Source organism: Brevundimonas vitisensis (assembly GCF_016656965.1).
Taxonomy (GTDB): Bacteria; Pseudomonadota; Alphaproteobacteria; order Caulobacterales; family Caulobacteraceae; genus Brevundimonas; species Brevundimonas vitisensis.
This window is the reverse complement of record NZ_CP067977.1, coordinates 1159730-1185054: the sequence shown is the minus strand read 5'-3', so window position 1 is coordinate 1185054 and position 25325 is coordinate 1159730. Positions and strand designations below refer to the sequence as shown.

Genomic DNA, 25325 nt, shown 5'->3' with positions numbered 1-25325 from the left:
GTGAGACGATCCTAGAGCCTTCGGCGGCGGAGGGGAAACCTCCAGGCCGGTATCAGGCGGCGCGGCGGAGTGCGGCGGGGGCTTTCACATACAGTCCCTGGCGGCCGCTGACGGGACGGAAGGCCAGGGTGTCCGCCTCTGGCCGTTCGTCGGGGCCCAGGAACAGACAGCCGTCGTCGACGAGGCGTCGCTCCAGCCCATCCAGTACCGCAGCCCGGCGTGCCGGTTCCATGTCGGCGATCACATGCCGACAGAAGATGACATCGAACCGGCTTTCGTCGCTCAGGGCGGTGGGTGGTACATCCAGCAGATTGGCGCGTACGAAGCGGATCACGGCCCCCAGCTCCGGGCGTGCGACCCAGGCATCCTCGGCCTGATCGAACCACCGCAGCATGGTGTGGGCGGTCAGGCCGCGCTGGATTTCAAACCCCGAATAGGCGCCCGAGCGGGCCTTTTCCAGCGCACGCTGGTTCAGATCGGTGGCCGTGATGGCGACCGAGGCGTCCGCTTCGAGCGCCGCCATGGCCAGGCCGTAGGCTTCCTGGCCGGTCGAGCATCCGGCGGACCAGACGCGAACCCGGCCACCGGGCCGTGCGCGGGACAGGGCGGGCAGAAGCTCCTTGCCGAAGACGTCGAAGGCGGCGGCGTCACGGCGGAACCAGGTCTCGGGGTTCAGCAGGGCCTCGATCACCGACCAGCCCAAAGAGGCCACGGGTTGAGACCAAAGGGTCCTCAGAAGCTCATCGACGCTGTCGAAACCCTCGCGCCGGGCCACGGGCCCCAGGCGGTGTTCGGCCAGATGGATCCGCTCGCGCGTCAGCCGATAGCCGGCCCGGGTGGCCAGCAGCGACTGCAGACGATCGAAATCCTCGGGCGTCATGACGGTCAGACCGCTCCCACCCCGGACAGTTTGGATTGCAGGATGACACCGTCGAACGGCTTCATCACATAGTCATCGGCCCCTGCCGACAGGGCTTCGGCGATCCGCTCGGCGCGCGTCTCGATGGTGCAGAACAGGACCTTGGGCGACATGCCGCCGGGCAGGGCGCGCAGGCGGCGAAGGAAGGTCAGGCCGTCCATCACCGGCATATTCCAATCCAGCAGGATGGTCTGGGGCATCGCGCCAGTGCACAGGGCCAGGGCCTCGGCACCGTCGGCGGCCTCGTCGACCTCCATGCCGAAGGCCTCGACGATGCGCCGGGCGACCTTGCGGATGATCCGACTGTCATCGACGATCAGACAGGTACGCGTGCTCAATGGAATGTCCCGTGCCCCATCCGTGCGAAGATCGCACGTTGGCTCTGCGCCCATGATCGCCGGAAGCCGGTTAACGAGGGGTTGGGAAAGCCCGTTAAACCGTCATTTACCACGATCCTCCCGAGCAGCGCCGCGAAACGGGGAGGATAACCTCAGTGCGGCATGCGGGCGGTGAGCCGCACCTGGCCCTCGGTCGCTGTGACCTCCAGGGCTCCGCCAGCGTCGGTGACGGTCAGCCAGAGCCAGTAGGGCTGGATCCACTGGCCGGGCAGACCTTCGGCCAGGCGCTGTCCGGCCAGGCCGGTCACGGCCTCGGGCTTGAGGCGGGCGCGCGCCCCTTCGGCCAAGCCGTCCAGAACCACAAAGCCGTCTTCCTGGCGGGTCGAAATCGTGGCCGTGCCGCCCGTCGGGAGTGCCGCCATGGTCAGATAGGCCAGGTTGACCAGGGCGCGGGCCGCCGGCTTTTCGAAGACATCCGTCTGCACCTGCCAGTTCATGCTGGCCCGCCCGCCGTCAACCAGACCCGCGACAAGCCCGCGCAGCTCCTCGCCCGAGAAGCGCTCGCTGGAGGTGGCCGCACCGAAGGCCACGCGTGCGAAATGGACGATGGCGACCAGCTTCTCTGCGCTGTCGGTGATCAGGCCCATGGCGTCATCGCGCATGTCCTGGGCGCTCGGGTCCTTCAGCAGGTCCAGGCCCGACACAATCGCCCCGGCAGGGCTGATGAAATCATGGCACAGCTTGGCCGCGATATAGGTGGCCAGTTCGCCGCGATCCACGGGCAGGTCGGTCACGGCAGGGTCGGAAGTCATCGCTCGCGCACTCGGTCGGAATCGGAGATGGGCGGAAGCTGACGTGATTTGCCGGTTCGGGAAACCGCCGCGATCGTCTATGGGGCGCGTGATGACCCATTCTCTGACCGATGACCTCGCCTCCGGTGCCCTTGCCGACGTTCTGGCCGATCTGGCCGAGGATGCCGCTCGGGTCATCCTGCCCTATTGGCGGGCGGATGCGGAGGTCATCACCAAGGCGGACGACAGTCCGGTGACCCAGGCGGACCGCGCGGCCGAGGCCCTGATCCTGGCTCGGTTGCAGGCCCGCTATCCCGGCGTTCAGGCGGTGGCCGAGGAGGCGGTGGCCGAGACCGGCACGCCGGATGCGACCCAGGATCTGTTCTGGCTCATCGATCCGCTGGATGGCACGCGCGGCTTCATCCGGGGCGGCGAGGCCTATACGGTCAACATCGCCCTGGTGCAGGGCGGGCGTGTCGTGGCGGGGGTCGTGTCGGCTCCGGCGACGGCGACCACCTGGGTGTCCGGCTTGCGCGACGGATCGCCCGTGGCGCTGCGCCGCCGCTTTGGCGAGGGCTGGCAGGTCGTCCGTGTGCGCCCCCGGCCCGACGCCCCCCAGGCGGTGGTCAGCCACACCATGACCGATGAAGAGGCGACGCGGCTGGCCGCCCGCCACGGCTGCGCCCAGTGGCAGGGCACCGATTCCTCGCTGAAATTCTGCCTGATCGCAGAGGGTCGGTTCGACGCCTATCCCCGCACCGGCCCCACCCACGAATGGGACACTGCGGCCGGTCATGCGGTTCTGGAGGCCGCAGGCGGACGGGTTCTGGCCGAGGACGGCCAGCCCCTGGCCTATGGCAAGCCGGGTTTCTGGAATGGCCCGTTCGTGGCGCTGGGCGGCTAGGTCAGGCCAGGCTACGCATCAGCCATCGCGCCCGCTCTGCCAGGGCAGGGGCCCCTTCCTCGGCGGCGACGGCGGCGGCCTCGACCAGCATCATGCCGATCCCGGCGCGGGCCCCGCCCGTCAGCCGATCCTTGGCCAGGCCGACATGGGCCAGGGCGATCTGGTCAGAGGCCCAGTCCAGCGGCCGCGTCACGCCGCGCGCCAACCGGCGGCGGGGCGAAGACGCCAGAAGATCCAGAGCCGCCACGTCGCCACGTGCCTCGGCATCTCGCACCTCCTTGGCCACGCGGGCCTCGCGGGCGAGGGTGGCCAGGATGACGGCGGCGTCCCCGCACAGGCGTTCGGCCTGGATCAGCACGGCCAGAGGCGTGGTCTCGTCGGCGGCGGCAAGTTGAACCCCAACCCAGTCGAGAGGGCTGTGATCGGGGGTGAACTGGTCGGCGGCGGCGTCGAACATCTCGGCCCCCTGAGCCATGGCCGCCTCGTCGCCCGCCAGGGCCGCCAGGGCCCGCGTCCCGGCACCGCACAGCGCCAGGGCCCGCGCGCGCGTAACCGGCCGATAGTCGGGCGAGGCGGCCCGAACCAGCTGTCGCAAGTCCCGTCCGGCCTGATCCAGCAGACGGGGATCGCGCTGCGTCACACCCGCCTCCAGCGCCAAGGCCGCGCGTTCCAGCCGCAGTTCGTCGCGCAGTGATGCGGCGGTATCGCCCAGGCCGTGAAGGGCCGCGTCCAGCAGGGCGGCAGCATCCAGGAGGTCGGCGGTGGAGCCGCCCAGCCGGGCTTGCCGTGCCTTCAGCCGGGCATGGGCGGCGGCCAGGGCCTGGGCTGCCGCACCGGATCGGGACGCCGCAGCGGCGTCGGTCCCGCTCAGCAGACTTTCGGCCCGTTCTAGCGGCAGCAGGCCGCCCGCCAGATCATAGCGCAGAAGAAGAACATCGACCGCCTCGGCCACGGCGCGAGCCCGCTGTTCGGCGGTGGCGGCGCGGCGCGCGGCGTCCAGGGCGGCGGTGTCGGCCTGATCCAGACTGGCCTCGGTGCCGGTGCGCCGGGCGTGCTCGCGCCACAGGGCACAGGTCCGCAGCGCCGCCTCGAAAGGCCGGGCACAGGAAACGCGCCCGGCATCAATGGCCTGACCTCGCGCCTCGGCCCGGACCAGATCGGCCCCGATCAGTTCCAGCCAGCCCAGGTCGTCGCTTTCGCGCGCCTGGGCGAACAGTTTTCTCAGATCCTTGCCGAACTCGAACATGCGGCTGCGCTCCGGTCGTCCCGCTTCGGGACCGCCAGTGCGATCCCGAGCCTGTCAAAGCAAACGCGACGCCGCGCCGGGGGTTCGCAGGAGAGACTGCGGACTTTTGGTCACAGGCCCAAGGCTTTGACCATGGCGTCGATCAGCAGCCCGGCGCTGATTTCGAACTGGCCCAGTTCCTCGGCGATATGGTCCAAGGTGACCCCACCGTCAGTGATGACATAGCGCTCCAGCAAGACCGCCTCGTCGATCATCATCACCTTGGCGATCCGGTACTGGCTGTTGATCGTCTCGACCACCGGCACCAGCTTGGCCCGGTCGCCCGGCTCCATGCTCCAGGACGCCAGGATGCTGAGGCCCAGGCAGCCCGGGGGCTGTCCCTGGACGTCGCAGGCGGTCAGGGCGACCGAGAATTTCAGCTCGTTCTCGGTCAGTACGATGAACTCGGTCTCCGACACCTTGTCCACGGCGGCATAGCCCTGCGCCCGCAGCAGCCGTTCGACCTCACCCACATTGATCGAGCGCTGAATCGGGGCGGTGCCGGTGCGCGCCGGGATCGATCCCGTGCTCTGGGCCAGTGCCGGTCCGGCGATCACGGCCAGCATCAGGCCGGCGAAGGCAATGATCGAACAACGCATGGAATACCCCCGGGCCCCTGATCCGCAACGGTTTAGCGACCGACGCATTTCCTCGCCAGAGCCAGAGCAGAACTTGGGGGGCTAGCGAATGCGCAAGCCGTCCCCATCTGTGGCGCTCGACCCGCCACAGCGAGTGTTACATATGACCACGTCCTCCCCCCTGTTCACGCCCATCGATCTGGGTGCCCTCAAGCTCAAGAACCGGATCGTCATGGCCCCCCTGACCCGCAGCCGCGCGGTCGAGGGCGAGGTGCCGACGCCTCTGGCGATCGAATATTACAGCCAGCGCGCCTCCACCGGCCTGATCATTTCCGAAGCGACCCAGATCAGCCGCCAGGGCCAGGGCTATCCCGCTACGCCCGGCATTTTCACCGATGCCCAGGTCGAGGGCTGGAAACCGATCACCGAGGCGGTCCACGCCAAGGGCGGTCTGATGGTGGCCCAGCTGTGGCACGTCGGCCGGGTGTCGGTGTCCGCCTATCAGCCCGACGGCGGTCCGGGCGTTGCGCCGTCGGCCATCGCGGCCAAGGGCGAGGCGATGAAGCCCGACTTCAGCATGACCCCGTTCGAAACGCCTCGCGCCCTGACGGTCGATGAAATCCAGGGCGTCGTCGCCGACTATGTCCACGCCGCCGAAATGGCGAAGAAGGCCGGCTTCGACGGGGTCGAGGTCCATGCGGCCAATGGTTATCTGATCGACCAGTTCCTGAAGGACGGTGCCAACCAGCGTGACGACCAGTACGGCGGTTCGGTCGAGAACCGGGCCCGCTTCCTGCTGGAAGTGGTCGCCGCCGTCGTGGAGGTCTGGGGTGCAGGCCGGGTGGGCGTCCGCCTGTCGCCCTCGAACGGAGCCAATGACACGATGGACTCCGACCCCGCACCCATCTTCCTCCACGTGGCGGCGGCGCTGAAGCCGTTCGGCCTGGCCTATCTGCACCTGATCGAGGGCGAGCCGGGCACGCCCATGTCGATCAAGGGCGGCGCCCCGCAACTGGCCGCTCAGATGCGCGAGGCCTTCGGCGGCCCGCTGATGCTGAACGGCGGCCTGACCCGCGAGCTGGCTGAAAAGGCGATGACCGAAGGCCGCGCTGACCTGGTCAGCATCGGCGTCCCCGTCCTGGCCAACCCCGACCTGGTCGAACGCTGGCGCACCGGCGCCGAGCTGAACGCCCCGGACAAGGACACCTTCTACGGCGGCGGCGCGAAGGGCTACACGGACTATCCGACCCTGGCCGAGACCAAGGCCTGATGGATCTCAGGAGCGGGGCTCAGCCCCGCTCCTTCGTCTTCGTGAATGCCACCTTCGGGAAGCGTTCGCCGACGTAGCCGGTTTCCCAGCTGGACTTGGCCAGGAAGACGGGGTCGTCGTCGATGTCGGTTGCCATCTGGCCGCGGTATTTGGACATGAAGTCCTCGACATCCGCCTTTGTCGCGTCGGCGGTGGGGGCGATCCAGCGGGCCTCGGCGAAGGGGCTGGGCTCGAAGATCACCTCCAGGCCGTATTCCTCGCCCAGGCGGTCGGCCATGACTTCGAACTGCAGCTGACCCACGGCCCCGACGATGAAGTCGCTGCCCAGTTCGGGGCGGAACAGCTGGGTCACGCCCTCTTCGGCCAGGCCGTCCAGGGCCTTTTTCAGATGTTTGGCCTTCAGCGGATCCTTGACCCGGACACGCTGCAGAATCTCGGGCGCGAAGTTCGGCAGGCCCGCGAAGCGGATCATGCCGCTTTCGGACAGGCTGTCGCCGACCCGCAGCACGCCGTGGTTCGGAATGCCGATCACGTCGCCGGCATAGGCGTCCTCGGCCAGTTCGCGGTCGCTGGCGAAGAACATGATCGGGGCGTTCACCGAGAGCTGCTTGCCGGTGTTCTGGACCTTGAGCTTCATGCCGCGCTTGAACGACCCGCTGGCCATGCGGAACATGGCGATGCGGTCGCGGTGGTTGGGGTCCATATTGGCCTGGACCTTGAAGACGAAGCCGGTGACCTCGTCCGTGCCGGGGGCGATGGTGGTGGGCACGGGCTCGGCGGCGTTTCGGGTCCCGGCGGGGGCGGCCTTCAGCGCCTTCATGATCTTGGGCGGCGGGGCCCAGTCACCGATGGCGGCCAGCAGTTCGTCGATACCGAAATGGCGCAGGGCCGAGCCCCACAGCACCGGCGTCATATGCCCTTCCAGGAAGGCCTGGCGATCAAAGGCCGGATAGCCGCCCTCGACCAGCTCGGCCGCCTCCATCAGTTCGGCGTGTTCGCCTTCTTCGAAATAGCTCTGGGCCTCGGACAGGGGTAGGGCGTCGGGATGGGGCACATCCTCTGCCGACCCGGCGGGCTTGCGGGCATAAGGTTGGAACAGGCCGGTGCCCATCTGGACCATGCCGCGCAGGCGGTTGCCGCTCTGGGCCGGCCACCAGATCGGGGCGGGGTCCAGCTGCAGCTTGGACGCGATCTCGTCCAGCAGGGCCATCGGATCCTGGGCCTCGCGGTCCAGCTTGTTGATGAAGGTGATGATCGGAATGTCGCGCAGGCGGCAGACCTCGAACAGCTTCAGTGTCTGCGGCTCGATCCCCTTGGCGGCGTCCAGGACCATGATGGCGCAGTCGGCGGCCGTCAGGGTGCGATAGGTGTCTTCCGAGAAGTCCTCGTGCCCCGGCGTGTCCAGAAGGTTGAACATCTTTGCGACGCCGTCGGCCCCGGCGTGTTCGAACGTCATGACCGAGGCGCTGACCGAGATGCCGCGCTCCTTTTCTATCTTCATCCAGTCGGACTGGGTGCGCCGGTTCTCGCCCCGCGCACGCACGGCTCCGGCCGCGCGGATGGCACCGCCCGCCAGCAGGATATGCTCGGTCAGGGTCGTCTTGCCGGCGTCGGGGTGGGCGATGATGGCGAAGGTCCTGCGGCGCAGGGCCTCCTCGTTCAGGGTGAGCTTGGACATGGCGGCGGGAGGTAGCGCGCGGGGCGTCGAAAGTCACGGTCTCACCCTTTGGTGAATACCCCTTCACAGCACAGGGTTATGGGTACAGTCTGGTGGTGTGAGACGTCCGGACACGAGCCGGCCGCCACGAGGAAACGACAAGGAGCAAGCCCATGGCCATGCTGCATCACCTGCCCCATGCCCCCGCCCGCCGCGGCGGGAAACTGCATCCCGCCGTCTATCTGGCGGCCGGCTTCGCCTTCATCTTCGGCACCGCCTATGCCGTGCACGTCATCTTCAACGCCTTGATCTAGGGCTCTGCGGCCCGCAGTCCGTCGATCTGGTCGCGGATATGGGCGGCCTGGGCAGGCGTGTCGGCCAGGGCGATGGCCTGATCGTAGGCGGCGCGGGCGTCCCTGGCGCGGCCCAGCTGTGCCAGCAGCGTCCCCTTCAGGCCGAAGAAATAGAAATAGCCGCTGAGGCGATCGCCCAGCGGTTCGATCATGGCCAGGGCCTCCTGCGGTCCGCGCGCCTTCATCACCGCCACGGCACGGTTCAGGGTGACGACGGGCGAGGGCTGCATGATTTCCAGCGTCGCATAAAGCCGCTCGATCCCGGTCCAGTCGGTGGCCTCGGCCGAGGCCGCGCGGGCATGCAGGCCCGCGATGGCGGCCTGAACCTGATAGGGGCCGGGCCGCAGGTGACGCAGCGCCTTGTCCATCAAGGCCAGGCCCTCTGCGATGGCCGTGCGGTCCCAGCGCGACCGGTCCTGATCGTCCAGCAGGATCACGGCACCATCGTCCGCAAACCGTGCCCCAGCCCTCGCCTGCTGCAACAGCATCAGGGATGTCAGGCCCATCACCTCCGGCTCTGACGGGAACAGGCGCAGCAGCAATCGGCCCAGGCGGATGGCCTCGCCCGCCAGACCGGCCCGGTCGTCGCAGTCCGCATCGGGGCCGCCGGGGGCCGAATATCCCTCGTTGAAGACCAGATAGACCATGGCCAGGACGACCCCCAGCCGCTCGGCCCGCTCGAGGGGGCCCGGGGTATCGAACGGCAGTCCGGCGGCGGCGACGCGGGCCTTGGCGCGGGTGATCCGCTGTTCCATCGCCGCCTCTCCGACCAGAAACGCCCTGGCGATCCGCCGCACGGACAAACCCGACACGATCCTCAAGGCCAGGGCGATCTGCTGGGTCGCCGGCAGGTCGGGATGGCAGCAGACGAACATCAGCCGCAGTACGTCGTCGCGATAGTCGGCCCCGTCCAGCCGCTCGGCCAGCGGTGTCTCGACATCGTCCAGATCGGACAGGGCTGCCTCGTCCGGCAGGGCCGTCTGCCGGCCGCGCCGCCGAAGCCCGTCGACCCCGGCATTGCGGCCAACGAAGATCAGCCAGGCGGCCGGATCGCGGGGCGGACCCTTGACCGGCCAGCTCTGCAACGCCTTCAGACAGGCGTCCTGAAAGGCTTCCTCCGCCAGGTCCAGCTCGCGGAAATAGCGCAACAGGGCCCCGACCGCCCTGGGCCGTGCCGCGACCAGGGCGGCGTCGATCCAGGCCGGATCGGTCACTCCGCCGCCTTCCAGTCCCTGAAATAGCCGACGGGCCGCAGCTCATAGGCGCCGGCCGAGCCACTGGCCTGCGCCAGGTCCTTGGCCACCGCGACCGCGGCCTCCAGATCCTCGCAGTCGATGATATAGAAGCCCAGCAGCTGTTCCTTGGTCTCGGCGAACGGTCCGTCCAGGATCAGCGGCTCGGCCCCCTTTCGCACCGTCGTGGCGGCGGTGGTCGGCAACAGCCGCGCAACGGGCCCCATCCGGCCCTGGGCCGCCAGCCTTTCCTGAACCGCGCCCAGCCGAGCCATCACGGCTTCGTCCTCGGCCTTGGACCAGGCGCTGACCACGTCCTCGCGGTCGTAGCAAAGCACGGCATACTGCATTGGCATCTCTCCGGTTCATCGACACGACGCCTGATGATGGCCGGGGCAGACGGGCAGGGAAAGAAAAAGCCGGGCCTACGGGGTTGGTGTGTCAGGCGAGGCCGGCTCTTCGCTCGGACCGGGCGGTGGCATGTCCGGTTCGACGGGCGCTTCCAGCGCTTCGGGCGGGGGAGCCTCACCCCCGCTGCGGGCGGTCTCGATGAGCGCCAGGGCGATGTCGGCGGCATCCCCGCCGTGGGGCGCATTGGCCAGAGGGGTCAGAAGGGCGATGGCGGCCTCGCGCTGATCGGCCTGGATCAGGGCCGCAGCAAAGCCCAGGCGGACGGCTGGCAACTGAGGGGCCAGGGTAAAGGCCTGTATCCACGTCTCCAGATCGTTGTCGTTGGGATAGGTGGCAGCACCCTCGCGCGACTTGGCATTGTGATAGAGCGTCAGATAGTTGTCGGGATCCACGGCATAGGCCCGCGCCAGGAAACCGCGCGCCTGGTTCAACAGGACCCGGGCGTCGTCGGGCCGTTCCTCCGCCTGCATCATCCGGGCACTGGCCATGAATTGCAGCGCCTCAACATTCTGGGGCTCGATTTCCAGCAGCTGCACCAGAAGCCGCTCGCCCTCGACCGGATCACCCATGTGCAGTTCGGCGTGGCCCAGCACCAGCAGCGCGAGGGGATCGCCCGGATGACGGGCGGCGGCACGGCGTACCATGGCCAGGGTGTTGTCGATCTGATCCTCGGCCACACCGATCTTGATCCGCTGGCCCAGCAGCAGCAGGTCGTCGGCCGAACGAGGCAGGCGGGTGACCGTGATCTCGACCTGGGGGGCGATGTTGTCGATGCGCGAAAACCGGATGCCGCCCCGGGCGTAGGTCCGCAACGTCTGGGTCAGCTGGTTCAGGTTCTGTCCTGTGGCCCGCTCCATCGCCTCGGCCGGGTCGCCGCCCGACCGCACATCGGCCAGATAGACGTCCAGCCATGGACGCCGCGTCTCGTCGCTGAGGAACCAGTGGGTCAGGAGCCAGGCAACCGAATAATAGTTGGCCTGATGATCCGCTCTCCGAATCTGGCCCATGCGCTTGCTCAGCAGGTCTTCGAGGGGAGGCCATGGACCCTGGAACAGGGACGATGCGCGCCAGGGGTTGTGACTGCCCAACTGGATGCTTCCCGGTCGGATTTCGACGGTCATGTAGTATTCGGCCAGGCCCTCGCTGAGCCAGCTCGGAAAGGTTACGCCCGAGAAATTCTGCAGGAAGAAATGGTGGGCATATTCGTGAAAAACATAGTCGTCCTCCTCGCCGCGTAGCGCGACGGCGAACACGTCCTCGGTTGAGGGAACATAGACACCAGCCACCGTGTCCGAGATCGTAGGAAAGACCTGCCGCATGTCGCTTCTGCCGCTCAGCAGATAGATGGGCAGCCTGCGTGCGGCAGCTTCCTCAACCGGACGTCCGGTCCAGACGCGCAACACCCAGTCGAAGGTTTCCAGATCCTGGACGTATTCGCGCAGTGCCCGCTCGTTGCCGTCGGAATAGACGATGAAGTTGCGGCTTTCAGCCTTCAGCCATTGGGCCTGCGCTGAGGTGACACCCAGCAGCGTGCTGAATGAAATGACGGCCAGAACCGCCAGCGCCAAGCTGCGGAACCGCGATGCACGAAAACCCATGGCCGCGACCTCCCCCCAGGACAACCTGAGCTTTGATAGTCGATGCCAGTGGTTGTGGAAAGGCGACGGCCTCAGGCCGCCATGCGGTTCCAGACGGCGCGGTCGGCGGTGACGGCGTCGAGGCGGCCCTTGCTGGCCTTGGCGCTCAGCTGGCGGATCACGGCGGGGGGCAGGGCACAGAAGCGCGGCTCGACCAGCTCGGGCGCACAGCCGACGGCCGGGGCGGCGAACAGGGCGGCGTTGATGTCACCGTCCCGGTCGTGGATCAGCCAGGCCAGGCGGCGCGCACGGTCTGGGTCGGTGCGGTGCAGCAGCGGGTCCTCGGCGAACAGCTCGCAACCCAGTTCCAGGACATAGTCGAAGCCCAGCTTCTCGAACCGGCGCGCGTCGCCGGGTGTGACCGGGCAGGTCTCATCCAGGTCGAACACCACGTCGTTGAGAAGAAACAGCATCGAGACGCACTCACCAAACCCGAACGCAACCTCGTCCGTCCATGGACCGTAGCGCGGGGGGTTTTCAGTGGCGTTCACGAACGGGGTTAAGTGATGGTGACCGAGAGTATGCCGCGGCAGCGCCGGGCCAAGGGAGCTAGGGCGGTCCGCAGCGCAGCCATCAGCCCTCAATCCTTACTCGCCCGCTACCGTCTCGGTCAGGAAGTGGCGGCCCTGACGGTCTTCGATTTCGACGACCCATAGATCGGGGTCATAGCCGTGCTGACGGGCGACATAGGCGTCCAGCTCGTGTTCGGCCTCGCTCTCGACCGGCTGCATCCACAGGCGATCGCCGTCCGGGCCGGTGGCCTCGACATAGAGGCGGGCGCGGCGGCTGGAGGTGTCGAACGCCTTGACGATGACACTGCCTGCGCGGGCATCGCCCCGGCGCACGACCGTCGCATAGGCTCCCGCCAGCTCGGCACGGCGGATCAGGGCAGACACCCACAGGTCGGTCGACAGAAGCAAATGGGTAACCCTGCTCGGAAACCGGACCACAAGGCGAAGGCTCTAGGGTCGGCCTCATGAGGATAGGCCCGAACTCGAGAACCGCCAAAGCCTGCGTCGCGGCGCTGGCCCTGGCCATGACGCCGCTCAATGCCTGGGCCGATGCATCCCAGACCTTTTACGAGCGCAGCTTCGTGCTGGCGGCACATCAGAAATGCCGGCTGTTCACACCGGGCGTGGCCGCAGCCCTGACGGCGGCGACGCGGCAGGCGCGGGGCGCGGCCTTGCGGGGTGGCGGGTCCGATCGCGACCTGTCGGCGGCGGCCGCCCGTGCGCGCAGCCGGGCTGCGTCCGTGTCCTGCGCCGATCCCGATCTGGCCGTTGTGCGCGGGCGGGTAGATCACGCCTTCGCCGGGTGGTCGCGTATGCCGCGCATGACCTTTCCAGGCGCGCGCGCCGACTGGCTGGCCAGCCGATCCGTCTATGACAGCCCCACATGGGCGCTGAAGCAGGACGGCATCACCGGGGCGTCGCCCGTCACCTTCGGCTATCCCACGGGCCCGCAGGCCGGACCGAGCGTCACCGTCAGCTTCGTGGGTCGTCCGCGCCCGCGCGCCGTGCGCGTCGTGATGCGTGATCCGGCCCTGAGCCCTCGCGCCTGGGTGGGACGGGACGGTGGCCTGCCGCCTGCCGGGCTTCGCCGGGCCATCTGGTCCAGCGGACAGGCGCCGGCCGATCCGGCCCTGCTGCGTCCGGGCGCCAAGGCCGGCGAGACCTGGCGTTTTCCTGCCGCCCTGGCGCAGGCCCTGGAGCCTCTGGACCCGCGCGAGACCTTCGTCGTGGAGTTCGTGTTCCGCGACGACAGCGTGGCCCGCGCAGTGTTCGAAGTCGGTGATTTCGCCGCCGCCCGCGCCTTTCTGGCGATGGGGCCGATCTAGCGTGCAGGGTCGCGCAGGGCGATGACCTCGGCCCCGCCCTCGGGTGGGGCGGGGCGGGCCACATGGGCCACAGGCAGACGCACGGTGACGGCGGTCCCCTCGCCCAGGGTGCTGTCCAGGGACATTCGCCCGCCATGCAGTTCGGCAAGAGCCCGGACCAGCGACAGACCAAGGCCAGTGCCCATGGCGCGCTGATCGGCGCCGCCGGCCTGTTCGAACGGACGGCCCAGACGTTTCAGGTCCTCGGGCGCCACGCCGACGCCGGTGTCGGCCACGACGATCTCCAGATAGGGGCCGATGGCCTCGGCCGTGACCGTGACCGAACCGCCCGCCGGGGTGAACTTCACGGCATTGGACAACAGGTTCAGCGTGATCTGCTTCAGGGCGCGGCGGTCGGCGACGACGGGCAGGGGCTCGGCCGGCAGAACCCCGGCCAGGGCCAGGCCCTTGTCCTCGGCCGACAGGCGAACCAAGGTCACGGCCGCCGAAATGACCTCACGCGCATCAAAGGGCTCCAACGTCAGGTCGTAGCGGTCGGCCTCGATCTTGGACACGTCGAGCACGTCGTTGATCAGATCCAGCAGATGGCCGCCCGCCTCATGGATCGAGGTGGCATAGTCGCCATAGCGATCGGGCAGAGGACCAAACAGCCGCTGGCGCATGATGTCGGCAAAGCCCAGGACGGCATTCAGAGGGGTCCGCAGTTCGTGGCTCATATTGGCCATGAACCGGGTCTTGCCCGCCTCGCGCGCCACGGCATCGGCCCGGGCGGTGTCCAGCGCGACTTCGCGGGCATATTGCGCCGTGGCGTCGAAGGCCTGAACGATCAGACGCAGGCCCTGCGGCTCATCAAGGCGGCGCAGGATCAGGGTGACGCGGCGGTCGAGGGCCGTGCGAGGTGCGAAGCGGACCTGGGCATCGGTGCCCGACAGGGCCCGCTCGATCGCCGACAGGACGGCGGGGCGGTCCGGCGCATGGACAGCGGCGATCAGGCCCTGGGCGAACAGGGGATCGACCGGCAGGGCCGCGGGGGGCGTGCCATAGGCGGCCAGAGGGCGCCCCGACGGATCCATGGTCAGGGTCAGTCCCGGCTGGGACGACAGGATGGCCTCGACCCGCTGCATCGCGCCCTGCGCCTCGGACAGGGTTCTTTCACGGCCCCGCCATGACAGGCGAAGCGCGACGGCAAAGGCAGCCAGAGTCATCAGGGCGGACAGGGCCGCCAGATCGAAATGCCCCTCACTGGGCCCCGCGACCCAGACCGCGATCAGTCCGGCCAGAACGGCCAGGCCGCTCATCAGAACACCGCCCTGGATCAGTCGATGGGTGCCGAACGCCAGGCCCGCTGCCATCGGCAGGAAGGCGAACCCGGCCAGGGATCCGGTCATGCCGCCCGCCAGCATGGAGCAGACGATGGCGGCCAGTCCCCACAGGCCCAGCACCAGTGCCCGTTGCGCCACGCCATCACGCCACAGCAGGGTCAGACCGCCCAGGCCCGGCACGGCCATGGTCAGAATTCCGAAGAAGACCGGTCCGTCGACCCCCTGACCCAGCCAGCGCCCGCACAGCGCCGCCAAGGCCGCGGCCACGGCCCATCCGGCGTGCCAGGCCGCGATGCCCGGCAGATCGCGGGCCTCCGGCATGGGGTCTGGACGCACAGGCGTGGTCACGTGGCTCGAAATCCTGACAGCGCCTCTCGTAGGGGAGATTCGAGAGAAGCCTTTCAGCCTAGCGCCGCAGGGGAAAGGGGGCGAGGGCGCTCCCGCGCGAGGCGACTGTGGCAAACGACCGACTTGCTGCCTGGCGTGGCGGGGCCTATCCCCCGCTCATGACGCCGCCGCCCCTGAGCCTTGAAGATACCCTGTCGCAGCTGGAGGAGGAGTTCGACCTGCTGGGCGACTGGGAAGGGCGGATCGAATACGTCATCGATCTGGGCAAGAGCCTTTCGCCGCTGTCCGATGCGGACCGCACCGAGGCGAACAAGGTGCCCGGCTGCGCGGCCCAGGTCTGGCTGGCCGTGCACCCGTCCGGCGACCGGTTGTGGTTCGCCGCCGACAGCGACAGCGCGATTTCAAAGGGCAATGTCGCCCTGCTGCTGATGCTGTATTCGGGGCGGACGGCGGCTGAAATCCTGGCCTTTGACGCGCGCGCGGCCCTGGACCGGCTGGGCCTGCCCCAAGCCCTGACCCGCCAGAGAGCCAACGGCCTGAATGCCATGGTCGGCCGCATTCGCGACGCGGCCCTCGCGGCGGGATAGGCACCGGGCACCTTCACCCGATGCGGTAATGGTCGGCCAGGGCCTGAAGCCCTTGCTGCAGAAGGATTTTGCCCCGGCGGCGGCCCAGACCCAGTTCGCGCTCGGCCAGGCTGAGGGCCGAACCCTGGATACAGACCTGCTGGAAGATCCCGCGCAGCCGGGGGCCGCAGGCGTCCAGGGCGCGGGCGACGCGGCGGCCTGCGGACAGGGCGCGGTCGCCCGGTTCCACCCGGGCTGACGACCCGCCGCCCGCTCGGGGCAGGGCGTCCCAGCGCATGGTCAGGGACGGGCCGGACAGGGCCGCCTCGGCCTCTCGCGTCAGCCGTTCGCCCGCGGCGACCTGGGCCGGGGTGAGCCAGGGACGACCCTGGGCGTCGCGGCGGCGCGCCAGCCAGGCGATCGGCGTCTCGCCCAGATTGGCGGGGTGAAGCGCGACCCTGCCATCGGGCTGCATCAGGGGGCGGGTGCCGTCGATAACGCCGGGCCGGCCGGGCGACGGGGTGTTCGCGGACGCAGGCTCGCGGCGCAGGGTCCAGCCGCCTGCGGTCCGCGCACGCAGGCCGGGCTGTTCGATCAGGGCGCGGAACAGGGCTTCATCCAGCAGCAGATTGATCCGCGCCCGGCGTGTCGGGGCCAGCCGGATGGCATAGCCGCCGCTCGCCTCTGCCCCGATCCAGGCATCCGGCCGGGCCAACAGGGCCCGCGCCCGTTGCAGGCGGCCGGTCATGCCCGTGCTCCCATTGCCCGTGCGGGTGCCCGGTTGCCCAGCGCCTGATCAAGGTCCAGCCCGCCCGCATCGACGATAAGGCGCACACAGTCCTCCAGCCGGTCCAGCAGGGCGTCCAGCACGGGCCGGTCCCGTTCGTCCTCGATCCAGCGGCAGGCGGTGCTGGCGGTGGCCCGGTTCACCCCAAAGGCATGGGCGACCCGCTCCAGCGGCCAGCCAAAGGTAATGTGCGCCAGATACATGGCCAGCCAGCGGGCGCGACAGGCAATGGGGGGCAACCGGTCCCGCCCCGTCATCGTCTCGGCCGCAATGCCGGTCGAGGCGGCCACCAGCTGCAAGGCCAGCCCGGCCCTGATCCGGTCGGCCTCCATCACCGGCACGACATAGGCTTTAGTCATCTTCAGAACGCTCCCTCAATCGATCCAGGCCGCCATCGTGTTCGATGATGTCGGCCACGATAGGAAATATATCCTAGCAAGCGTCGGAATCGGTCGTAGGGCCCAGCGCGGCTGAACTTTTGTGGGGGATGGCTAGGATGGCTGAGGCCTTCGGCGCGCGGGTCGGCGCCGGAACATCACCGCCGGGCGAAGGTCGGCAGCATGTCGGCGGGGATGCGGTGGGGACGCATGGTCTGGGCATCGACCAGGACCCATTCCGTCACGCCCTGAGCGCACAGGCGACCTTCGCCGTCCTCGATGCGGACATAGCGGTTGAATCGCGGTCCCTGCGGATCGCCGACCCAGGTGCGGGCCACGACACCCGTTGCGTCGGGCATCAGGGGACGCAGATAGTCGATCTCGTGCCGGACGCCGACCCAGGACCATTTGGTGCGCGTGGCCTCGTCGAAGCGCGCATTCCAGTGGGCCGTGCCAGCATCCTGCAGCCAGCCGACATAGACGACATTGTTGACGTGGCCGTTCGCGTCGATGTGCTCGGGCCGGATGTCCAGCGGCAGGACGAAGATCTCGCGATCCTCGCGCGGCTGAAGCTGGGCCCGGGCCATCAGGCGTCGACTTGGCCCAGGGCGACGCCCTTTTCGGCCATCAGAGCCTGCAGCTCTCCGGCGTTGAACATCTCGCGCACGATGTCGGAGCCGCCGACGAACTCACCCTTCACATAAAGCTGGGGGATGGTCGGCCAGTCGGTGAACTGCTTGACGCCTTCGCGCAGAGCCTCGTCCTGCAGCACGTCCACGCCGACGAAGGACGCGCCGACATGGTCCAGGATCTGGACTGCCAGGGAGGAGAAACCGCAGCGCGGCGCATCGGGCGTGCCCTTCATGAACAGCACGACGTCATGCTGGGACACGGTGTCGGCGATGAATGCCTGGACGGGATCGGCGGCGGTGTCGGTCATGGGGAGGCCTTTCGTTCAGGCCGTCAGCTAGGGACGGGGAGGGCCCCGGTCAAGGGTGGTGGACGGTGACGGCTTTCGGAGCGATCGCCATTTCAGGTTCCGTTGCGTTATCTCGGAATGACGGCGGCGAGTTATTCGAACCAGTCAGCGGCAAGATCAAGCCATTGAGGGTTCTCTGCTTCGATCAAGGCCAACTTCCAGCCGCGACGCCACTTCTTGATGCTCTTTTCCCGAATGATGGCAGACAGCATCGTGTCGTGCTGTTCGAACCAGACCAGGGTCTTGCAGCCATACTCCGTCGTGAAGCCCTTCAGGCTGCCGGTCCTGTGTTGTCAAACGCGAGCCGGCAAGGCGCTGGTCACCCCGGTGTAGATCGTGCCGTTTCGTCGACTGGCCATCATGTAGACAGCGATGAACGAGTCTTTCCCGACCATCACATTCCCTCCGTCATTCCGGGGCTTGGCGTAGCCAAGAACCCGGAACCCAGGGGTCTTTCACGGGCCCATGACGGATTTGCCGTTTGACGTGCACTCCTGGGTTCCGGGTTCGCTCTGCGAGCGCCCTGGAATGACGGTGATATACGACTAAGGCGCGAAATGATGACTGTGGCTGAGACCTAGGCCGCAGCGGTGGCGACGCGGGCCATTTCCAGCTGGGCGGAGACGCCGGGGGGCATGTCGCGCTCGGGCACCATCGCCAGCAGGTTCAGCCGTTCGGGGTCATTGGCCTTGATCAGCACGCTGGACACCGACGGGTCGGTCAGGGCGTAGGCGAGGCAGATCTGCTCGGCCGTCCAGTTGGCCGTGCGGTGCAGGAAGGCGAAGGTGCCCGCGCCGCTGAGCGGATCGGATGCGGGACGGGCCTTCGGGTCGCGGACGAAGCCGAACAGCCCCTTCTTCTTCGGCTCAACGTGGGCGACGGCGGCCTTTCGTTCGGAGTCCAGCGAGTCCGGGAAATAGCCGCCCGCGAAGATGGCCATGTCCTGTTCGCGCGCCGTGCGGATTCTCGAACGGACCTGCCAGGGCGAGTTGACGTGAAAACTGGTGGCCAGGACATCGAAGGCGCCGGTCGAGACATAGGCGTCCATGACTTCGCTGTCGCCCTGGATGCCCAGCAGGCGGACACGCTCGGTCGCGCGCAGGGCCTTCAAGGCGGTCAGCGAGGATTGCGGCAATTCGTGCTCGCCCGGCTCGTCCAGCAGGGCCACGTCGATCCAGCGCAGGCCCGACACATGCAGTGCCCGGTCGATCGCCCCGGTCATGCCCTCAGCCGAGAAATCGCGCTGCGATCCCCGGCGGCCGTCACCGGCCCCCAGGGCCAGGGTGACATAGACCAGCTTGCGGTCGATATGGCTGAGCGCACCACCGACGATTTCGGCCAGAACCGGATCGGCGGTCTCCAGGTGATAGCTGTTGATGCCCGCTTCCAGGGCCGAATAGATCAGCTCGCGTGCGAAATCGGGGCCCCGCGCAAGGGCTTGCAGATTGAGGCTGAGCGTGACCGCCGAGACGGCCGCACCGCTGCGTCCAAAGGGGCGATAACGCATGGGATCAGCCTCCCGAAGCAGGAACGGAGGTCTCAAGGGCCAGGGCGTGCAGCTCGCCGCCCATCCGCCCCTTGAGCGCGGCATAGACCAGTTGGTGCTGTTTCACGCGGTTCAGGCCGATGAAGGCGGTCGAGACGATGCGCGCGCGATAGTGGTCTCCGTCGCCGGCCAGATCGTCGATCACGATCTCGGCGTCAGGAAAGGCCTCGGCCAGGCAGGCATGCAGGGCATCGGCGGGCATCGGCATGGCGGCGTCGGGTCTCCGGCTTCTTCACCGGACAGTGTGGCGCGTAAACCTTAATGGCTGGCTACGGCCCGGGCGGGGCTCGCCGGGGCCGCTCCATCAGGACGACCGGGCGAGCGGCATAGTCGGTGTGGGCAAAGGGTCGATAGCCGGCACGCTCGGCCAGAGCCTTTGAGCGCACATTGTCCGGGGCGATCATGCAGACGGTGCGGGGCGCGGTCAGGCGGGCATCGGTCCAGGCCAGCACTGCCGACACGGCCTCAAGCCCATAGCCGTGTCCTTGATGGGCAGTGGCCAGCCCCCAACCCAGTTCGGGCGAATCCAGCGGCGGGTCGATATGGCGGCGATAGTCCAGCACCCCGACCTGGCCGACATAGGTGCCGTCGCTCCGCGAACGGATCGACCAGTTGCCAAAGTTCAGCACCTGCCAGTGGCCCAGGTCGCGCAGCAGGCGGGACCAGACCTCCTCGCCATTCAGCGCCCGGCCCATGATGTGGCGGGTGAATGCCGGGTCGCCGAACAGGCCGCACAGGTCGTCATAATCGGCCGGAGCGACAGGCGACAGGCTCAGCCGGTCGGTGGTCAGCAGGGTCACATCAGGCCCAGTTGCTTAAAGCTGGCCACGCCCTCGCGCCCCACGATCAGATGGTCGTGAACCTCCAGGCTCAGCGACCGGGCAGCCTGGACGACCTGTTTCGTCATCTCGATGTCAGCGCGCGAGGGCGTCGGATCGCCGGACGGATGGTTGTGCACGATGATCATGGCGCTGGCCGACAGTTCCAGCGCCCGGCGCACGACCTCGCGCGGATAGACCGGGGCGTGGTCGACCGTGCCCCGGTTCTGAACCTCGTCCAGGATCAGCTGGTTCTTCTTGTCCAGATACAGCACGCGGAACTGCTCGCGTGGCTCGTGCTGCAGCGACAGCCGGACATAGGCCAGCAGGGCCGTCCAGGACGAGATGACGGTGCGCTTATTGGCCTCTTCCTTGGCCACGCGGCGAGCGACCTCGTGCAGGGCGGCGATGTCCAGGGCGGTCTCGGCCCCGATGCCCTTGGCCCGGCCCCGGCTGTCCTCGGCCTTGACCGTCATCAGATCCTCGACCGAGGCGGCCAGGACGGCGGCCAGCGAGCCGAACCGCTGCAAGAGGGCCTTGGCGATCGGCTTGACGTCGCCCTGCGGCTGGCTGCGGAACAGGAACAGCTCCAGCAGTTCATAATCCGGCAGGTGATGGATCCCCGCCCCTCGCGCCCGCTCGCGCAGGCGTTCGCGATGACCGGCGTGGTGGGGCGTCCTGGCTTTGGTCTCTGGCTGATCCAGCGCTCGTCTCCCCCCTGAACAGGGCGACGTTAAACTAGAATTTCGGCCTGAACAGACCCGCCGGGCTGGCGGAGAACAGTTCGACGCCGTCCTCGGTGACGCCGACCGAGTGCTCGCACTGGGCGGACAGGGACTTGTCGCGGGTCACGGCGGTCCAGCCGTCGGACAGGACCTTCACATGCGGCTTGCCCAGGTTCACCATCGGCTCGACGGTGAAGAACATGCCCGGTTTCAGCACCGCGCCCTCGCCCCGGCGGCCATAGTGCAGAACGTTGGGGCTGTCGTGGAAGATGCGGCCGATGCCGTGACCGCAGAAGTCGCGCACCACGCTCATCCGCGCCTCTTCGACCACGCGCTGGATGGCATAGCCGATGTCGCCAAAGGTATTGCCGGGCTTGATCTGCGCCAGGCCCGCCTCCAGCCCGTCATAGGTGACCTCGATCAGCTTGCGGGCGCGGGCATTGATGTTGCCGACCGCATACATGCGGCTGGAGTCGCCATGCCAGCCGTCGACGATGACGGTGTGGTCGATGTTGACGATGTCGCCGTCCTTCAACACCCGGTCGCCGGGAATGCCGTGGCAGACGACATGGTTGATCGAGGTGCAGATGGTCTTTGAATAGCCCTTGTACCCCAGGCAGGCCGGCAGGGCCCCGCGGTCCAGGGTGAACTGGCGGATGCGGTCGTCCAGCTCGCCGGTCGTGACGCCCGGCACGACGAACTCGCCGATCATGTCCAGCGCCTCGGCCACCAGGCGACCGGCGGCGCGCATGCCGTCGAAATCCTCGGGCGCATGCACGCGGATTTCGCTGGTGCGAACCAAGGTATCGGTCTGAAGGTCGGGCGTTTCGTACATCACAGGCTCAAGGTGCAGGCGGATCGCCCTTCGGCATCAGATGGCGAGCCTAGCATGAAACCTCAAGATGGCGCGACGGGGGCCGTGGCGAGAACCGGTGGGCCGATGTAGGAGCGGATCATGACCCAGACCTCTCCGACCGCCGCCGTCCTGATCATCGGGGATGAAATCCTGTCAGGGCGCACGCAGGACACCAATCTGAACACCATCGCCCGGTTTCTGGGCGCGCTGGGGATCGTCCTGGAGGAGGCCCGGACGGTGGGCGATCGTCCCGAACAGATCACCCAGGCGTTGAATGCCCTGCGGTCGTCCCACGACTATGTCTTCACCACCGGCGGCATCGGCCCGACGCATGACGATATCACCGCCGACTGCGTGGCTGAGGCCATGGGGGTGCCTTTGCGGGAACATCCGCAGGCCCTGGCCATACTCGAGCGGCGCTATGGCGACGAGTTCAACGCGGCGCGGCGGCGCATGGCGCGCATACCCGAGGGCGGCATACTGATCGCCAACCCGGTGACCGATGCGCCGGGCTTCCAGATCGGCAATGTCTTTGTCATGGCCGGCGTGCCCAAGATCATGACCGCCATGCTGGAGGACGTGGCTCCGCGCCTGCGCACCGGGGCGGTGGTCCATGCCCGCACGATCCGGGTGACCGGGGTGGGCGAGGGGACGGTGGCCGACATCCTGCGGGCTGCAGCCGACGCGAACCGGGCTCTGAGTTTCGGCAGCTATCCGTTCGGCGCAGGCACCAGCGGAGAGATCGGCACGAACCTGGTGGTGCGCGGCCAGGACTTGGCGCTTCTGAACGGCGCGGTGGCCGACCTGATGCTGGCCCTGGAGGCGGCGGGAATCGCGGCGGCCTTGATCGACTGACCGCAAAAAAGGCGGGCCCGGTGGAGCCCGCCTTCATCGTCTTCGGCAATCGCTGACCTCAGGCCTTGGCGGCGAAGCCCTTGCCGCCGTTCGAGGGACGGCGGCGGCGGCGGGCGATCTGGCCCTCGGGCTTGGCGGCCTCGACCTTGCGCGGGTCGTTGTTGGTCACGCGAGGACGTTCGCCGGCCATGGGGTCATAGGTCCGCTCCGGTGCCGGACGCGCCTCACGGCCCGGTGCCGACTTGCGCTGCCGATGCGGCTGGCCGCCGCCCTCGGGACGGATGCCGTCGCGATGCGGATTCCGGCGTCCGCCGCGTCCGCCCTCTTTTCCAGACCGGCCCTCACGCTCGGGCAGGGTGGCCTTGGACGCGACGCCAGAGGCCATGATCGACTGATCCAGCAGACCAAGGGCCTTGTCGTTGCGGCGGTCGATCGCCGGGATCTTCTGACGGGTGACCTTTTCGATGTCGCGCAGCAGCTTCATCTCGTCGCCGGCGACAAAGCTGATGGCCGAGCCGTCAGCCCCCGCGCGCGCCGTGCGGCCGATGCGGTGGACATAGGCCTCGGGCACGAAGGGCAGTTCGAAGTTGACGACGTGCGAGACGCCGTCCACGTCGATGCCGCGCGCCGCGATATCGGTGGCGACCAGAACGCGCAGCTTGCCCTTCTTGAAGGCTTCCAGGGCGCGCTCGCGCTGGGACTGGCTCTTGTTGCCGTGAATGGCCCCGGCCTCGACGCCGCCAGCCTCCAGATAGGCCGCGACCTTGTCGGCGCCGTGCTTGGTCTTGGTGAACACCAGGCAGCGGGTGAAGGTGGGGTCGCTGAAGAGTTCGGTCAGCAGGGCGCGCTTGCGGCCCTGTTCGACCCAGATCACCGACTGTTTGATGCGTTCGACCGTGGTCGACTGCGGCGTGACCTGGACCTTGACCGGCTCCTTCAGCAGTTCGCCCGCCAGCTTGCCGATCTCGGTCGGCATGGTGGCCGAGAAGAACAGGTTCTGGCGCTTGGCCGGGATGCGGCTGACGATCTGGCGGATCGGCTTGACGAAGCCCAGGTCCAGCATCTGGTCCGCCTCATCGAGCACGAATATCTCGGTCGAGGACAGGTCCAGCGTCTTCTGCTGCAGATGGTCCAGCAGGCGGCCGGGGGTGGCGACCAGCACATCCAGTCCGTTTTGCAGGGCGCGTTCCTGGGGGCCGTATTTCACGCCGCCGAACACCACCGCGACCTTGAAGCCCAGGTGGCGGCCATAGGCCTTGAAGCTGTCGGCGATCTGGCTGGCCAGTTCGCGCGTCGGCGACAGGATCAGGCAGCGGGTGGTGCGCGGGGCCGGAACCGTGCGGTTCTCGGCCAGGCGGTGCAGGATCGGCAGGGCGAAGGCCGCCGTCTTGCCGGTGCCGGTCTGGGCGATGCCCAGAAGGTCCTTGCCGGTCATGACCGAGGGGATGGCCTGAGCCTGGATCGGGGTGGGGGTCGTATAGCCCTCGGTGGCGAGGGCCTGCAGCAGGGCCTTGTTCAGGCCCATGGATTCGAATGTCTTGTTGCTCACTCGGAGTGTTCTTTCGCGTGCGGCGACACGCATCAGCCGTGGCTCATCGCCAGAAGGGCCGCGCGCCGCCAATCCCGACGGATCGCCAGAGTGGCGGTCGCGGGCTTGATCGGGCGCCACCCCGCGTGTCCGGGCAGCGTAATGATTTTGAGGGCCGGCCGCTGCTACAGTCAGGTCTTCGTCCTGGGGAGGGGAAGACCCACACGCGCTGGAGCGCACCGGGGATCGCAATTGTGCGACGCAGCGCAAATGGGCGTCGAATGCGGTAAAGTCAAGGCGGACGGGCACGACGGCAGGCGCTCGCCCGCCGCCGTGTGGATTCCGCCGCTCGTCCAGCCTCAATCGACATGCAGCGCCTTGGGCGTTCCCTCTTCTCAAATCCCGTCATTCAGGGGCGCTCGTAGAGCGAACCCGGAACCCAGGAGGACATAGCGAACGTCACGTGCATCTTCGGGGCCTGTGACCGACCCCTGGGTTTCGGGTTCTTGGCTACGCCAAGCCCCGGAATGACGGATGGAATGTCGATTGAACCTAGTGCGTGCCGTTCAGGCGTTCGAACATCGCCGGATAGCCCTGGACCTCGGCAAAGCGCAGCGGCTTGACCCGCTCGACCAGGATCTCGCCGCGCGGGGTATCGCCCCGCTCGATCAGGCCGATGACCTCCTGGGTATAGTCGGCCAGGGGCATGGAGTTGGGGTTCTGCGCGTGACCCGGCATCAGGTCGGTGGCCACCGCCGGCGGGGCCAGTTCCAGCACCTCGACCGAGGTGCCCTGCATCTGGTGACGCAGCGACTCGGTCCAGGAATGGATCGCCGCCTTGGTCGCATTATAGGTCGGCGTGATCGTCAGCGGGATGAAGGCCAGGCCCGAGGTCACGGTCATGACCGTCGAACTGGGCTGGGCACGCAGATGGGGCAGCAGGGCCGCTGTCAGCCGGATGGGACCAAAGAGATTGGTGGTGATCGTCGCATCGACCACATCCATGTCGAAGGGTTCGGCCTTCAGGTCTTCAACCAGCATGATGCCGGCATTGTTGATGACGACGTTCAGGCCGGGATGGTCGCGAACGACCTGGGCGGCGAAATCCTTGATGGCCTGCGGGTCTGCCACATCCAGGGTGGCCCAGGCCATGCCGGGGCGGGCGGCCGCGACCTCGCGCAGAGGGCCTTCGCGGCGGCCGGTGATGATGACCTGATTGCCGCGATCATGCAGGGCCTCGGCCAGGGCCCGGCCGATGCCGGTCCCGCCGCCGGTGATCAATACGGTGTTGCCGGTGATGTTCATGAGGCTCTCCTTGTTTCGCGGCGCGTGCATCGGCGCCGAGAGCCAAGTATGAGAACCACTCTCTTATGGAAAGTAGGCGCCGAAAACTGCCATACTTACCG

Annotated in this window: 30 protein-coding genes; 7 read left to right on the top strand and 23 right to left on the bottom strand. The window is 67.9% G+C overall.

What is annotated here, in order from left to right:
- Window positions 1-52: 52 nt before the first annotated feature.
- The 3 genes from JIP62_RS05910 to chpT form a co-directional block, all read right to left on the bottom strand.
- The gene (locus JIP62_RS05910; protein ID WP_201103973.1) at window positions 53-880 is read right to left on the bottom strand and encodes a CheR family methyltransferase; all 828 of its coding nucleotides are present in this window, start codon (window positions 878-880) and stop codon (window positions 53-55) included.
- Between the two features lie 5 nt (window positions 881-885).
- The gene (locus JIP62_RS05905; protein WP_201103972.1) at window positions 886-1257 is read right to left on the bottom strand and encodes a response regulator; all 372 of its coding nucleotides are present in this window, start codon (window positions 1255-1257) and stop codon (window positions 886-888) included.
- A 152-nt stretch (window positions 1258-1409) separates the two neighbouring features.
- Entirely contained in the window at window positions 1410-2069 is a 660-nt protein-coding gene (gene chpT / locus JIP62_RS05900) for a histidine phosphotransferase ChpT (RefSeq protein WP_201103971.1), read from the bottom strand.
- Window positions 2070-2160: 91 nt separating this feature from the next.
- On the opposite strand from chpT, the gene cysQ reads away from it, so the two are divergent.
- Window positions 2161-2952: a 3'(2'),5'-bisphosphate nucleotidase CysQ gene (gene cysQ / locus JIP62_RS05895; protein WP_201103970.1), complete on the top strand. Its 792-nt coding sequence runs from the start codon at window positions 2161-2163 to the stop codon at window positions 2950-2952.
- A gap of 1 nt (window position 2953) precedes the next feature.
- Here cysQ and JIP62_RS05890 read toward each other — a convergent pair whose 3' ends face one another.
- Both JIP62_RS05890 and JIP62_RS05885 read right to left on the bottom strand, forming a co-directional pair.
- Window positions 2954-4198 carry a hypothetical protein gene (locus tag JIP62_RS05890; protein ID WP_201103969.1) on the bottom strand — a complete coding sequence of 415 codons (1245 nt, stop codon included), beginning with the start codon at window positions 4196-4198 and terminating at the stop codon, window positions 2954-2956.
- A 110-nt stretch (window positions 4199-4308) separates the two neighbouring features.
- Window positions 4309-4836, bottom strand: coding sequence for a YbjN domain-containing protein (locus JIP62_RS05885; protein ID WP_201103968.1), 528 nt, complete (start codon window positions 4834-4836; stop codon window positions 4309-4311).
- A gap of 142 nt (window positions 4837-4978) precedes the next feature.
- Here JIP62_RS05885 and JIP62_RS05880 point away from each other — a divergent pair, with 142 nt between their 5' ends.
- Window positions 4979-6085, top strand: coding sequence for an alkene reductase (locus JIP62_RS05880; protein ID WP_201103967.1), 1107 nt, complete (start codon window positions 4979-4981; stop codon window positions 6083-6085).
- A 19-nt stretch (window positions 6086-6104) separates the two neighbouring features.
- Here the strand turns inward: JIP62_RS05880 and JIP62_RS05875 are convergent, their stop codons facing one another.
- Entirely contained in the window at window positions 6105-7763 is a 1659-nt protein-coding gene (locus tag JIP62_RS05875; protein WP_201103966.1) for a peptide chain release factor 3, read from the bottom strand.
- A 152-nt stretch (window positions 7764-7915) separates the two neighbouring features.
- On the opposite strand from JIP62_RS05875, the gene JIP62_RS05870 reads away from it, so the two are divergent.
- On the top strand, window positions 7916-8056 hold the full coding sequence (locus JIP62_RS05870) for a hypothetical protein (RefSeq protein WP_201103965.1): 141 nt from the start codon (window positions 7916-7918) through the stop codon (window positions 8054-8056).
- Here the strand turns inward: JIP62_RS05870 and JIP62_RS05865 are convergent.
- From JIP62_RS05865 to JIP62_RS05845, 5 genes are all read right to left on the bottom strand, one after another.
- Window positions 8053-9309, bottom strand: coding sequence for an RNA polymerase sigma factor (locus JIP62_RS05865; protein ID WP_201103964.1), 1257 nt, complete (start codon window positions 9307-9309; stop codon window positions 8053-8055). The genes JIP62_RS05870 and JIP62_RS05865 overlap by 4 nt on opposite strands.
- Window positions 9306-9677: a YciI family protein gene (locus JIP62_RS05860; RefSeq protein WP_201103963.1), complete on the bottom strand. Its 372-nt coding sequence runs from the start codon at window positions 9675-9677 to the stop codon at window positions 9306-9308. The genes JIP62_RS05865 and JIP62_RS05860 overlap by 4 nt, the downstream gene beginning before the upstream one ends.
- 75 nt (window positions 9678-9752) lie before the next feature.
- On the bottom strand, window positions 9753-11336 hold the full coding sequence (locus JIP62_RS05855) for a tetratricopeptide repeat protein (RefSeq protein WP_201103962.1): 1584 nt from the start codon (window positions 11334-11336) through the stop codon (window positions 9753-9755).
- A 71-nt stretch (window positions 11337-11407) separates the two neighbouring features.
- Window positions 11408-11788 (bottom strand): hypothetical protein, encoded by a 381-nt coding sequence (locus JIP62_RS05850; RefSeq protein WP_201103961.1) that lies wholly within the window; start codon window positions 11786-11788, stop codon window positions 11408-11410.
- Between the two features lie 174 nt (window positions 11789-11962).
- Window positions 11963-12295, bottom strand: coding sequence for a DUF1491 family protein (locus tag JIP62_RS05845; protein WP_201103960.1), 333 nt, complete (start codon window positions 12293-12295; stop codon window positions 11963-11965).
- Between the two features lie 56 nt (window positions 12296-12351).
- Here JIP62_RS05845 and JIP62_RS05840 point away from each other — a divergent pair, with 56 nt between their 5' ends.
- Complete coding sequence (locus tag JIP62_RS05840; protein ID WP_201103959.1) at window positions 12352-13212, top strand: hypothetical protein; 861 nt, start codon at window positions 12352-12354, stop codon at window positions 13210-13212.
- Here the strand turns inward: JIP62_RS05840 and JIP62_RS05835 are convergent.
- Complete coding sequence (locus JIP62_RS05835; RefSeq protein WP_201104601.1) at window positions 13209-14855, bottom strand: sensor histidine kinase; 1647 nt, start codon at window positions 14853-14855, stop codon at window positions 13209-13211. The two genes, JIP62_RS05840 and JIP62_RS05835, sit on opposite strands and share 4 nt — an antisense overlap.
- 185 nt (window positions 14856-15040) lie before the next feature.
- On the opposite strand from JIP62_RS05835, the gene JIP62_RS05830 reads away from it, so the two are divergent.
- Entirely contained in the window at window positions 15041-15469 is a 429-nt protein-coding gene (locus JIP62_RS05830) for a SufE family protein (RefSeq protein ID WP_201103958.1), read from the top strand.
- A gap of 13 nt (window positions 15470-15482) precedes the next feature.
- On the opposite strand, the gene JIP62_RS05825 is transcribed toward JIP62_RS05830, so the two are convergent.
- From JIP62_RS05825 to grxD, 4 genes are all read right to left on the bottom strand, one after another.
- The gene (locus JIP62_RS05825) at window positions 15483-16196 is read right to left on the bottom strand and encodes a DUF6456 domain-containing protein (RefSeq protein WP_201103957.1); all 714 of its coding nucleotides are present in this window, start codon (window positions 16194-16196) and stop codon (window positions 15483-15485) included.
- Window positions 16193-16594 carry a chromosomal replication initiator DnaA gene (locus tag JIP62_RS05820; protein WP_201103956.1) on the bottom strand — a complete coding sequence of 134 codons (402 nt, stop codon included), beginning with the start codon at window positions 16592-16594 and terminating at the stop codon, window positions 16193-16195. Before JIP62_RS05820 ends, JIP62_RS05825 begins: the two co-directional genes overlap by 4 nt.
- 176 nt (window positions 16595-16770) lie before the next feature.
- Entirely contained in the window at window positions 16771-17199 is a 429-nt protein-coding gene (locus tag JIP62_RS05815) for an acyl-CoA thioesterase (RefSeq protein WP_201103955.1), read from the bottom strand.
- The gene (grxD, locus tag JIP62_RS05810; RefSeq protein WP_201103954.1) at window positions 17199-17552 is read right to left on the bottom strand and encodes a Grx4 family monothiol glutaredoxin; all 354 of its coding nucleotides are present in this window, start codon (window positions 17550-17552) and stop codon (window positions 17199-17201) included. Before grxD ends, JIP62_RS05815 begins: the two co-directional genes overlap by 1 nt.
- 65 nt (window positions 17553-17617) lie before the next feature.
- Between grxD and JIP62_RS15300 the strand changes: the two genes are divergently transcribed.
- Window positions 17618-18076 carry a hypothetical protein gene (locus JIP62_RS15300; protein ID WP_201103953.1) on the top strand — a complete coding sequence of 153 codons (459 nt, stop codon included), beginning with the start codon at window positions 17618-17620 and terminating at the stop codon, window positions 18074-18076.
- 92 nt (window positions 18077-18168) lie between these two features.
- Here JIP62_RS15300 and JIP62_RS05800 read toward each other — a convergent pair whose 3' ends face one another.
- The 5 genes from JIP62_RS05800 to map all read right to left on the bottom strand — a co-directional run bounded on the left by JIP62_RS05800 (window position 18169) and on the right by map (window position 21515).
- Window positions 18169-19098, bottom strand: coding sequence for an aldo-keto reductase family protein (locus JIP62_RS05800; protein ID WP_201103952.1), 930 nt, complete (start codon window positions 19096-19098; stop codon window positions 18169-18171).
- A 4-nt stretch (window positions 19099-19102) separates the two neighbouring features.
- Window positions 19103-19345, bottom strand: a complete 243-nt coding sequence (locus tag JIP62_RS05795) for a BolA family protein (protein WP_201103951.1) — start codon at window positions 19343-19345, stop codon at window positions 19103-19105.
- A gap of 61 nt (window positions 19346-19406) precedes the next feature.
- Window positions 19407-19937, bottom strand: coding sequence for a GNAT family N-acetyltransferase (locus JIP62_RS05790; protein WP_201103950.1), 531 nt, complete (start codon window positions 19935-19937; stop codon window positions 19407-19409).
- Window positions 19934-20659: a RadC family protein gene (radC, locus tag JIP62_RS05785; RefSeq protein ID WP_201104599.1), complete on the bottom strand. Its 726-nt coding sequence runs from the start codon at window positions 20657-20659 to the stop codon at window positions 19934-19936. Before radC ends, JIP62_RS05790 begins: the two co-directional genes overlap by 4 nt.
- Before the next feature lie 34 nt (window positions 20660-20693).
- Window positions 20694-21515, bottom strand: coding sequence for a type I methionyl aminopeptidase (gene map / locus JIP62_RS05780; RefSeq protein ID WP_201103949.1), 822 nt, complete (start codon window positions 21513-21515; stop codon window positions 20694-20696).
- A gap of 120 nt (window positions 21516-21635) precedes the next feature.
- On the opposite strand from map, the gene JIP62_RS05775 reads away from it, so the two are divergent.
- Window positions 21636-22391 carry a competence/damage-inducible protein A gene (locus JIP62_RS05775; protein WP_201103948.1) on the top strand — a complete coding sequence of 252 codons (756 nt, stop codon included), beginning with the start codon at window positions 21636-21638 and terminating at the stop codon, window positions 22389-22391.
- A gap of 58 nt (window positions 22392-22449) precedes the next feature.
- Here JIP62_RS05775 and JIP62_RS05770 read toward each other — a convergent pair whose 3' ends face one another.
- Together JIP62_RS05770 and JIP62_RS05765 are read right to left on the bottom strand one after the other, a co-directional pair.
- Window positions 22450-23916 (bottom strand): DEAD/DEAH box helicase, encoded by a 1467-nt coding sequence (locus tag JIP62_RS05770; protein WP_230974905.1) that lies wholly within the window; start codon window positions 23914-23916, stop codon window positions 22450-22452.
- A 555-nt stretch (window positions 23917-24471) separates the two neighbouring features.
- Window positions 24472-25224, bottom strand: coding sequence for an SDR family oxidoreductase (locus JIP62_RS05765; protein WP_201103946.1), 753 nt, complete (start codon window positions 25222-25224; stop codon window positions 24472-24474).
- Window positions 25225-25325 lie beyond the last annotated feature (101 nt).

What these genes read in the sequence shown, in the direction of transcription:
- JIP62_RS05850 (WP_201103961.1), bottom strand. Translation starts at nt 11,788, where the DNA reads ATGCTGTTTCTTCTCAACGACGTGGTGTTCGACCTGGATGAGACCTGC.
- JIP62_RS05765 (WP_201103946.1), bottom strand. Translation starts at nt 25,224, where the DNA reads ATGAACATCACCGGCAACACCGTATTGATCACCGGCGGCGGGACCGGC.
- map (WP_201103949.1), bottom strand. Translation starts at nt 21,515, where the DNA reads ATGTACGAAACGCCCGACCTTCAGACCGATACCTTGGTTCGCACCAGC.
- cysQ (WP_201103970.1), top strand. Translation starts at nt 2,161, where the DNA reads ATGACCCATTCTCTGACCGATGACCTCGCCTCCGGTGCCCTTGCCGAC.
- JIP62_RS05825 (WP_201103957.1), bottom strand. Translation starts at nt 16,196, where the DNA reads ATGACCGGCCGCCTGCAACGGGCGCGGGCCCTGTTGGCCCGGCCGGAT.
- JIP62_RS05860 (WP_201103963.1), bottom strand. Translation starts at nt 9,677, where the DNA reads ATGCAGTATGCCGTGCTTTGCTACGACCGCGAGGACGTGGTCAGCGCC.
- JIP62_RS05815 (WP_201103955.1), bottom strand. Translation starts at nt 17,199, where the DNA reads ATGGCCCGGGCCCAGCTTCAGCCGCGCGAGGATCGCGAGATCTTCGTC.
- JIP62_RS05875 (WP_201103966.1), bottom strand. Translation starts at nt 7,763, where the DNA reads ATGTCCAAGCTCACCCTGAACGAGGAGGCCCTGCGCCGCAGGACCTTC.
- JIP62_RS05775 (WP_201103948.1), top strand. Translation starts at nt 21,636, where the DNA reads ATGACCCAGACCTCTCCGACCGCCGCCGTCCTGATCATCGGGGATGAA.
- JIP62_RS05835 (WP_201104601.1), bottom strand. Translation starts at nt 14,855, where the DNA reads ATGCCGGAGGCCCGCGATCTGCCGGGCATCGCGGCCTGGCACGCCGGA.
- chpT (WP_201103971.1), bottom strand. Translation starts at nt 2,069, where the DNA reads ATGACTTCCGACCCTGCCGTGACCGACCTGCCCGTGGATCGCGGCGAA.
- JIP62_RS05800 (WP_201103952.1), bottom strand. Translation starts at nt 19,098, where the DNA reads ATGCGTTATCGCCCCTTTGGACGCAGCGGTGCGGCCGTCTCGGCGGTC.
- grxD (WP_201103954.1), bottom strand. Translation starts at nt 17,552, where the DNA reads ATGACCGACACCGCCGCCGATCCCGTCCAGGCATTCATCGCCGACACC.
- JIP62_RS05830 (WP_201103958.1), top strand. Translation starts at nt 15,041, where the DNA reads ATGACGCCGCCGCCCCTGAGCCTTGAAGATACCCTGTCGCAGCTGGAG.
- JIP62_RS05870 (WP_201103965.1), top strand. Translation starts at nt 7,916, where the DNA reads ATGGCCATGCTGCATCACCTGCCCCATGCCCCCGCCCGCCGCGGCGGG.
- JIP62_RS05885 (WP_201103968.1), bottom strand. Translation starts at nt 4,836, where the DNA reads ATGCGTTGTTCGATCATTGCCTTCGCCGGCCTGATGCTGGCCGTGATC.
- JIP62_RS05795 (WP_201103951.1), bottom strand. Translation starts at nt 19,345, where the DNA reads ATGCCGATGCCCGCCGATGCCCTGCATGCCTGCCTGGCCGAGGCCTTT.
- JIP62_RS05855 (WP_201103962.1), bottom strand. Translation starts at nt 11,336, where the DNA reads ATGGGTTTTCGTGCATCGCGGTTCCGCAGCTTGGCGCTGGCGGTTCTG.
- JIP62_RS05890 (WP_201103969.1), bottom strand. Translation starts at nt 4,198, where the DNA reads ATGTTCGAGTTCGGCAAGGATCTGAGAAAACTGTTCGCCCAGGCGCGC.
- JIP62_RS05880 (WP_201103967.1), top strand. Translation starts at nt 4,979, where the DNA reads ATGACCACGTCCTCCCCCCTGTTCACGCCCATCGATCTGGGTGCCCTC.
- JIP62_RS05840 (WP_201103959.1), top strand. Translation starts at nt 12,352, where the DNA reads ATGAGGATAGGCCCGAACTCGAGAACCGCCAAAGCCTGCGTCGCGGCG.
- JIP62_RS05770 (WP_230974905.1), bottom strand. Translation starts at nt 23,916, where the DNA reads ATGGGCCTGAACAAGGCCCTGCTGCAGGCCCTCGCCACCGAGGGCTAT.
- JIP62_RS05910 (WP_201103973.1), bottom strand. Translation starts at nt 880, where the DNA reads ATGACGCCCGAGGATTTCGATCGTCTGCAGTCGCTGCTGGCCACCCGG.
- JIP62_RS05820 (WP_201103956.1), bottom strand. Translation starts at nt 16,594, where the DNA reads ATGACTAAAGCCTATGTCGTGCCGGTGATGGAGGCCGACCGGATCAGG.